The following is a 7,670-nucleotide window of genomic DNA, read 5'->3' as shown; positions in this document are numbered from 1 at the left end:
CGAGAGCTTGCCGGGGGAGCGGACGGCTGGATGCGGGTCCTCACCCACCCCGAGACCGGGGTGGTCCTCTCGGTCGGACGCGATCGATACCAGCCCCCGCCCGGCCTTCGTCGCCTGGTTCAGTGGCGAGCCGACCGGTGCATGGGCCCCGGCTGCGGCATCCCCGCCTCTCGCTGCGAGATCGACCATCGCGTCGCGTGGGAAGACGGAGGGGAAACCAGACTCGAGAACCTGAATCCGTTCTGCAAGGGGCATCACATCGTGAAGCATCACGGCGGTTGGACGGTCCGAGACGTCGACGGGAGCTTCGGCGCCGTCGAATGGATCTCTCCCACGGGCCGGCGCTACGTCGTGGAGCCCGAGCGGCGAGTGCCGGTGTTCCGGATACAGGCCCAAGGCGACCCGCCGCCGTTCTGACTCGCGCAACTCGCGGAGGCGCCGACCGGCGCTCTCGTGTGCCCGCGCGCGTAGGCTGGCGGCATGGGTCGCATCACCGTGCGGCGTCCCGTGACCAAGCTCACGATCGGCGCCGAACCAGTCCGGCGTTCCGACACGCTTGCGGTCGAAGAGCCGCTCGAGATCCGCGTCGGCGGGTTGTCGCTCGCCGTCACGATGCGCACCCCGGGTAACGACGTCGAGCTGGCCGCCGGATTCCTCGTGTCGGAGGGTGTCATCTCGCGCGGAGACCAGTTCCGCTCGGCGATCCACTGCGGCGGCCCGGGGACCGGCGGACCACTGGCGGGCAACACCGAGAACACCTACAACGTCCTGGACGTGACCCTCGCTCCGGGCGTCGCGCCGCCCGATCCCGAACTCGCGCGCGCCTTCTACACGACCAGCTCCTGCGGGCTGTGCGGCAAGGCCTCGATCGACGCGGTCGAGACGGTGTCGGTCTACGACGTCGCACAGGACTCCGCGACTGTGGATGCCACCACCCTCACCGGCTTCCCCGACGCTCTGCGCGCCCAGCAGGCCGTCTTCGACAAGACCGGCGGCCTGCACGCCGCAGCGCTCTTCGATGCGGCGACCGGTGAGCTGCTCGTCCTGCGCGAAGACGTCGGCAGGCACAACGCGGTCGACAAGGTCGTCGGGTGGGCGGTGCTGGCCGATCGCCTGCCACTTCGCGGGGTCGTGCTGCAGGTGTCGGGCCGTGCGAGCTTCGAGCTCGTCCAGAAGGCGGTCATGGCCGGAATCCCGGTCCTCGCTGCGGTGTCCGCCCCGTCCTCGCTCGCGGTCGAGCTGGCCGCCTCAGCCGGGCTGACACTCGTGGGCTTCCTTCGGGGTCAGTCGATGAACATCTACACCCGCGACGACCGGATCCTCGCCCCCCAGCGGGCGCCCGTGCACACTCGGTCCGAGGCCATCGCGACAGCGCCCCGGATCTAGACTCCTCGGATGCCCCGAATCCGTCCCTTCCGCTCGGGCGACGAGGCCGCCGTCGCCGAGGTGTGCCTTCGGACGGCGGATGCCGGCAGCGACGCCACCGGCATGTTCGACGACGACGCGATCTGGGCCGACATCTTCGTGCTCCCGTACGTCGCCCGGCACCCGGAACTCGCTTTCGTCGTTGAAGCAGACGGGGGACGGGTAGCCGGCTACATCGTGGGTGCTCCGGACACGGCCGAATTCGAGGACTGGTTCGCCACCGAATGGTGGCCCGAGCGCGCCGCCCGCTGGCCGCGACCGGCGGTGAAGCGCACGCGGCAGGACGCCACGCTGATCTACGCCTACTCGCGCCGAGGCGGCGCCGAACCGTACGGCGAGGCATACCCTGCGCATCTGCACATCAACCTGCTGCCCGAGCTGCAGGGAGAGGGCTGGGGCAGACGCCTGATCCAAGCCCTGGCGCGTGCGCTGAGAGACCGAGGCGTGGTCGGACTGCACCTGGTGGCATCTGCCGAGAACGAGGCCGCGATCGCGTTCTATCCGCGCGTAGGCTTCACTGCCCTTGAATCGCCTGCGGGCGTTCAGGCCTTCGGCATGCATCTGGCCGGGAACGGCCCCGCACCGGTCGCCCGGGCGTAGCTTCAAAGAATGGACGATCTCACCGCACCGACCGGACGCGAGGCGGCGCTGCGCGCCCAGCCGAGCGAGAACGGCGTCGCACCTCGGGCACTCGTCCTCGGGGCGACCGGGTACCTCGGTGGACGACTCGTGCCGCGGCTGCTGAACGCCGGCTATCGGGTGCGTGTGCTCGCCCGCGATCCGCGACGGGTGGCCGCGTTCGACTGGGGTGGTCGGGTCGAAGTCGTCGAGGGCGACGCGGCCGACCGGTCAGCGGTCGACCAAGCGGTGGAAGACGTCGACGTTCTCTACTACCTCGTCCACTCGATGGGCGCAGGCAAGGGCTTCGAAGAAGCCGACCGGACGGCGGCGACGACCGTCGCCGAGGCGGCGGCCGCGGCATCCGTCGGACGCATCGTCTACCTCGGCGGGCTGCACCCGGACGACGCCCAGCTGTCGCCGCACCTGCGCTCTCGCGTCGAAGTCGGCAGAATCCTCCTCGACAGCGGGGTGCCGACGCTCGTGCTGCAGGCCGGAGTGGTGATCGGGTCGGGCTCCGCCTCGTTCGAGATGGTGCGCCACCTCACCGAGGTGCTGCCGTACATGCCGGCACCGAAGTGGGTGCGCAACCGCATCCAGCCGATCGCCGTGCGCGATGTGCTGCACTACCTGCTCGGAGCCGCCCGGGTGGGCGCGGACGTGAATCAGGCGCTCGACATCGGCGGACCTGACGTCCTGCGCTACGGGCAGATGATGAACGGCTACGCCGTCGAAGCCGGCCTGCCGCAGCGCCCCATCGCGGCCCTGCCCGTGCTGACCCCACGGCTCGCGTCCCACTGGGTGAATCTGGTGACCCCGATCCCGCGGGTGGTCGCGATGCCGCTGGTCGAGTCGCTGCAGAACGAGTGCGTCGTCAAGGGGCGCGCGGTCGACGGCCTCATCCCGCCGCCGGAGGAGGGCCTCACGCCGTACCGCACGGCCGTCGCGCTGGCGCTGCGCCGGGTCGAGGTCGGTGAGATCGAGACGAGCTGGCAGGATGCGGACGTGCTGGGCGTGCCGAGCGATCCGCTGCCGAACGACCCGGAATGGGCGGGTCAGGCGGTGTTCACCGACGTGCGCACCGCAGAGACGACGGCGTCGCAGGCCGCGCTGTGGCGGGTCATCCAGGGCATCGGCGGTGAACGCGGGTGGTACTCCAACCCCCTGCTGTGGGCGATTCGCGGATGGGCGGACAAGCTCGTCGGCGGCGTCGGACTCCGGCGCGGGCGACGTCATCGGGACCGCCTTCTCATCGGCGATGCCGTGGACTTCTGGCGCGTCGAGGCGATCGAGCCCGGCTCACTGCTGCGACTGCGGGCCGAGATGCTCGTGCCGGGCAAGGCATGGCTCGAACTGCGGGCGAGCCCGGACGGCGAGGGCTCACGCTACGACCAGCGCGCGGTCTTCTTCCCCCGCGGTCTGGCCGGGCGGCTGTACTGGCTCGCTGTGCTGCCCTTCCACGGATTCATCTTCGCGGGCATGGCGAACCGCATCACCGCCACCGCCGAGGCGGCGGACGCCGAGGAGGCGGTCGCGGCCTCAGGTTGACGCGCAGCGCGCGCAGGCCGCAGTTTCCGGCATCCATCGTCGATGTTTCGGCGTCGGATGCCGCGAAGTGCGCTAGACCTCCTCGAACAGGTCGCGTACGCGCCTGCGCTCGCGCAGTGTCTGCGGGTGCGCGCCCCTGATCAGCTGGTCGTCGTCCTGGAACGCGCCGTCCTCGCGCCATCCGTGACGTTCATAGAAGGATGCTGCGCGGTCGTTGCCCTCGAGCACCCACAGGTGTGCGCGGGTGAATCCTGCGCCGCGAAGGCGCTCCTCGGCGTCCAGCATCAGCGCGTGGCCGACACCCGCCGACCAGAAACGGGGGAGCGCGTAGATGGCGTAGAGCTGTCCGTCTTCGGCGAGGTCCTCGTCGATCGACGGGCCGACGGATGCCCAGCCGGCCAGCGCGCCGTCGATCTCGGCGAGCGTCTCGACGCTGCGCGGGTCGGCGTGGTACTGGTCCCACAGCTCGACGCGGCGCCGCGCTTCGCGGTCGAGGTCCATCCCGTCGAGGACCTCGGGCACGATCAGGCCGGCGTACGCGGCGCGCCAGGTCTCGATTCTCACGGTGGAGATCGATCGCGCGTCCGTGCGGGTGGCGACCCGGATCGTGATCGTCATGACCCGACGCTAGCGGTTCGGCCGCTCAGCCTGCGCGGCGAGTTCGACGCGACCCCCATCCGAAAGGGCCGCCGCGCCGAAGAACAGGTGAGGCGGGGAGACCCTGCGGATGCGGAGGCCGGCGATGGCGAACACGACCGGTCGAAGACGACTCGGGTTCTGGGTGCTGGCGGCCCTTGCGGGAGTCGTGAGTGCCGCGGTGTTCCTCGCGGCGGCAGAGGTCGTGGCCCTGCTGGTCGCGCGCGACAGCAGCCCGATCCTGGCGGTCGGCTCGTTCGTGATCGACATCATTCCGCGTCCGCTGAAAGAGCTCGCCATCGCCACCTTCGGCGAATACGACAAAATCGCCCTGCTCGCGGGTCTCGCATCAGCGGTGCTGTTCGCGTCGGCCGCAGCGGGCGTGCTGCAATACCTGAAGCCGCCCCTGGGCGTCGCGGCGCTCGTGGTTGCGGGAGGACTTTCGCTGGCCGCCATCGTGACTCGCGCCGGCGCCACGCCTCTCGCAGCCCTCCCCCCGATAGCGGGAACCATTGCGGGATGCCTGCTCCTGTGGTTCCTGATCTCGCGCCTCCGGCGTTGGGCGGCGGCCTCGCTCGGCGACCCCTCAGCCAACACGGCATCGGACGCCACGATCGGCTCTGTCGACGCGGCGACCTCCGCCGCGAGCGGATCCGGTTCACCGGTGGAGCGGCCGACCGTCCATCCGAAGAACGCTGCGGCCGCGGCATCCGTCGATCGGCGCATGTTCCTGCGCGTCACCGCGATCGCCGGCGCCTCCGCAGTCCTGGTCGGCGCCGGCGCCCGCGCGCTCATCAACGGCACCGCTTCGTCGATCTCGGCGGTGCGCAAGGCGCTGCGGCTTCCTGCGGCGCGATCGGCGGTCACGGTCCCGGCCGGCGCCGAGCTCGGCATCCCGGGCCTGTCCCCGCTGTTCACGCCGAATGCGGACTTCTACCGCGTCGATACGGCACTGACCGTGCCGTCGATCGACCCCGCGGCCTGGCGCCTCGTCATCGACGGGATGGTCGACCAGCGCGTCGAGCTGAGCTTCGACGACCTCGTCGGAATGGGTCTGGACGAGTTTGCGATCACGCTGACCTGCGTGTCGAACGAAGTCGGCGGTGAGCTGCTCGGCAACGCGATCTGGCTCGGCATCCCCGTCCGCGACGTCCTGCGATTGGCCGGTCCGAAGCCCGGCGCGGACATGGTGCTCTCGCGCAGCATCGACGGATTCACGGCGGGCACACCGCTCGAGTCGCTGACCGACGACGGACTCGATGCAATCCTCGCGGTGGGAATGAACGGCGAGCCGCTGCCGCTGGAGCACGGCTTCCCCGTGCGCATGGTCGTCCCCGGTCTGTACGGCTACGTGTCGGCGACGAAGTGGCTGACCGAGCTCAAAGTCACCACGTTCGCCGCCGATGAGGCGTACTGGACGCCGCGCGGCTACAGCGCTCAGGCGCCGATCAAGTTCTCGTCGCGGCTCGACACACCGCGAACCGGTGAGGCGATCCCCGCGGGCCGCACGGCCGTCGCCGGCGTGGCATGGGCCCAGACCGTCGGCATCGAGCGCGTGGAGGTCAGCATCGATGACGGCCCGTGGCAGGCAGCGACCCTGTCGAGCCCGGTCAATGAGAACACGTGGGTGCAGTGGTTCGTCGACTGGGATGCGACCGCGGGAACGCACTATGTCGCCGTCCGCGCGGTGAACAAGAACGGCGACCTGCAGATCGAGGAGCGGGCACCGATCGCACCCGACGGCTCGACCGGGTGGCAGCGCACGTTGGTCCGCGTGATCTGAGCGTCGGCCGACGCCTTTGCACGGGCCGGTCGGACCTGTCAACTGCCAGACGCCCCGCAGGGATGCGTGGGATAGTTGCCTTGATGACGGATCTCCGACCGACGGGCCCCGCCCGGTCCGGTGAATTGCTCGATGGACGCTATCGGCTCGAGGAGCTGATCGGCGAGGGCGGCATGGGTTCGGTCTGGCGCGCCTTCGACGAGGGACTCGAGCGGACCGTCGCCGTCAAGGTGTTCTGGGCGGGCACGACCGAGGACAGCGATGCGGTGCGTCGCGAGTCTGAGAAGCGGCTGCTCGCCTCCCTCAGCCATCCCGCCCTGGTGACCCTGTTCGACGCGCAGCTCTCCGAGAGCGACCGCTCGTACCTGGTGATGGAGTACATCGACGGCGGGACGCTGGCGGATCGCATCGCGACCGGCCCGATCAAGGCGCTGGATGCCGCGCTGCTGGCGGCCGACCTCGGCGAGGCCCTGCACGTCGTCCACGCGGCGGGCATCGTCCATCGAGACGTCAAGCCGGCGAACGTCCTCCTTCGGCCGCCGCTGACTCCGCAGCACACGTTCCGCGCGGTGCTGGCGGACTTCGGAATCGCCTACCTGGCAGACAGCGCGCGGGTGACGACCCCCGGAACCGCCATGGGCACCGCGGCTTACATCTCCCCGGAGCAGGTGCGCGGACAGGAGCCGACACCCGCGTCGGACATCTACAGCCTCGGCCTCGTTCTGCTGGAGGCCCTGGCCGGAGGGCGGGCGTTCCCGCAGCAGACTCCCGCCGAGGCGATCGCCGCTCGATTGACGACCCCGCCGGACGTTCCCGGCGACTGGGGGTACGAGTGGCGCTCGCTGCTGACCGCCATGACGTCGATCGACCCGCACGATCGCCCTACCGCACTGGACGTCGCGATGCGCGGTCGCGAGCTGGATGCCGGCGCCGAGCCTGACCCGACCGGGCTGCTCCCGGCCGGCGAGACGTCCGCTGTAGACGCGGACGCATCGGCGGAGACCGCCGCGCCGGCGAGCGGAACCGCGGACATCACGCGCGTGCTGCCCGAACTCGGCTCACCGCCGCCGCTGGCGCAGCGCACGCCGACGGCGCCGACGACCGTCATCGCCGGTCCGGCCTCGGCTGCGACCGCGGAGATCCCTCCCGCGAAGGATGCTCCGATTCCGCCCGCGCGCCGCCATCGTGCCGACCGCGCTCCCGCGAAAGCGGCCGCGCGTCGCAGGCTGCCGGCGATCCTTCTCGCTACCGCTCTCGCCCTCACCGCGATCGTCGTCGCGATCGTCGTGTGGACCGGCACCGCGAACAACGACACCCCTGCCCCCTTACCGGAGCTTCCTGCCGTGGAGGAGCCCCTCGGCACTCACCTCGACGACCTTCTGGACGAGGTCTCGCCGTGAGGGTGGGTCTCGCTTCATGCGCGGCCGCGGTCGCTCTGGCAGCGGGTGCCCTGGCCGGCTGCGCCGCCGCTTCGCCCGAGATCTCGACCGCAACGTCCGGCGCGATGCAGACGACCGTGGTGTCGATCGCCCAATCGGCTGCGACCGGCGACCCCGCCACCGCACTGGCGCAACTGGATGCGCTCCAGCAGCAACTCGATGCCGCGGTGGCCGACGGATCGGTGACGGCGGAGCGTGCCGCGTCCATTCAGACCCGGATC

Annotated in this window: 6 protein-coding genes and 2 pseudogenes; 7 read left to right on the top strand and 1 reads right to left on the bottom strand. The window is 70.7% G+C overall.

Features of this window, described 5'->3' with window-relative positions:
- From VFX99_RS03040 to VFX99_RS03025, 4 genes and pseudogenes are all read left to right on the top strand, one after another.
- Positions 1–417 (top strand): annotated as a pseudogene (locus VFX99_RS03040) (HNH endonuclease signature motif containing protein); the annotation flags it as partial.
- Between the two features lie 63 nt (positions 418–480).
- Positions 481–1,386, top strand: coding sequence for a formate dehydrogenase accessory sulfurtransferase FdhD (gene fdhD, locus VFX99_RS03035; protein WP_329664841.1), 906 nt, complete (start codon positions 481–483; stop codon positions 1,384–1,386).
- Between the two features lie 9 nt (positions 1,387–1,395).
- Positions 1,396–2,025: a GNAT family N-acetyltransferase gene (locus tag VFX99_RS03030; RefSeq protein ID WP_329664840.1), complete on the top strand. Its 630-nt coding sequence runs from the start codon at positions 1,396–1,398 to the stop codon at positions 2,023–2,025.
- A 9-nt stretch (positions 2,026–2,034) separates the two neighbouring features.
- Positions 2,035–3,591, top strand: a complete 1,557-nt coding sequence (locus VFX99_RS03025) for an SDR family oxidoreductase (protein WP_329664839.1) — start codon at positions 2,035–2,037, stop codon at positions 3,589–3,591.
- Positions 3,592–3,663: 72 nt separating this feature from the next.
- Here the strand turns inward: VFX99_RS03025 and VFX99_RS03020 are convergent, their stop codons facing one another.
- On the bottom strand, positions 3,664–4,209 hold the full coding sequence (locus VFX99_RS03020; RefSeq protein ID WP_329664838.1) for a GNAT family N-acetyltransferase: 546 nt from the start codon (positions 4,207–4,209) through the stop codon (positions 3,664–3,666).
- 124 nt (positions 4,210–4,333) lie between these two features.
- Between VFX99_RS03020 and VFX99_RS03015 the strand changes: the two genes are divergently transcribed.
- The 3 genes and pseudogenes from VFX99_RS03015 to VFX99_RS03005 all read left to right on the top strand — a co-directional run.
- On the top strand, positions 4,334–6,010 hold the full coding sequence (locus tag VFX99_RS03015; protein WP_329664837.1) for a molybdopterin-dependent oxidoreductase: 1,677 nt from the start codon (positions 4,334–4,336) through the stop codon (positions 6,008–6,010).
- A gap of 83 nt (positions 6,011–6,093) precedes the next feature.
- Positions 6,094–7,410, top strand: coding sequence for a serine/threonine-protein kinase (locus VFX99_RS03010; RefSeq protein WP_329664836.1), 1,317 nt, complete (start codon positions 6,094–6,096; stop codon positions 7,408–7,410).
- Positions 7,407–7,670, top strand: a pseudogene (locus VFX99_RS03005) (hypothetical protein); the annotation flags it as partial. The gene VFX99_RS03010 and the pseudogene VFX99_RS03005, both read left to right, overlap by 4 nt.

The sequence above is a fragment of the Microbacterium sp. genome, assembly GCF_036277215.1.
GTDB lineage: Bacteria > Actinomycetota > Actinomycetes > Actinomycetales > Microbacteriaceae > Microbacterium.
The sequence above is the reverse complement of the archived record's forward strand: the minus strand, read 5'-3'. Positions and strand labels throughout refer to the sequence as shown.

What these genes read in the sequence shown, in the direction of transcription:
- VFX99_RS03020 (WP_329664838.1), bottom strand. Translation starts at nt 4,209, where the DNA reads ATGACGATCACGATCCGGGTCGCCACCCGCACGGACGCGCGATCGATC.
- VFX99_RS03015 (WP_329664837.1), top strand. Translation starts at nt 4,334, where the DNA reads ATGGCGAACACGACCGGTCGAAGACGACTCGGGTTCTGGGTGCTGGCG.
- fdhD (WP_329664841.1), top strand. Translation starts at nt 481, where the DNA reads ATGGGTCGCATCACCGTGCGGCGTCCCGTGACCAAGCTCACGATCGGC.
- VFX99_RS03030 (WP_329664840.1), top strand. Translation starts at nt 1,396, where the DNA reads ATGCCCCGAATCCGTCCCTTCCGCTCGGGCGACGAGGCCGCCGTCGCC.
- VFX99_RS03025 (WP_329664839.1), top strand. Translation starts at nt 2,035, where the DNA reads ATGGACGATCTCACCGCACCGACCGGACGCGAGGCGGCGCTGCGCGCC.
- VFX99_RS03010 (WP_329664836.1), top strand. Translation starts at nt 6,094, where the DNA reads ATGACGGATCTCCGACCGACGGGCCCCGCCCGGTCCGGTGAATTGCTC.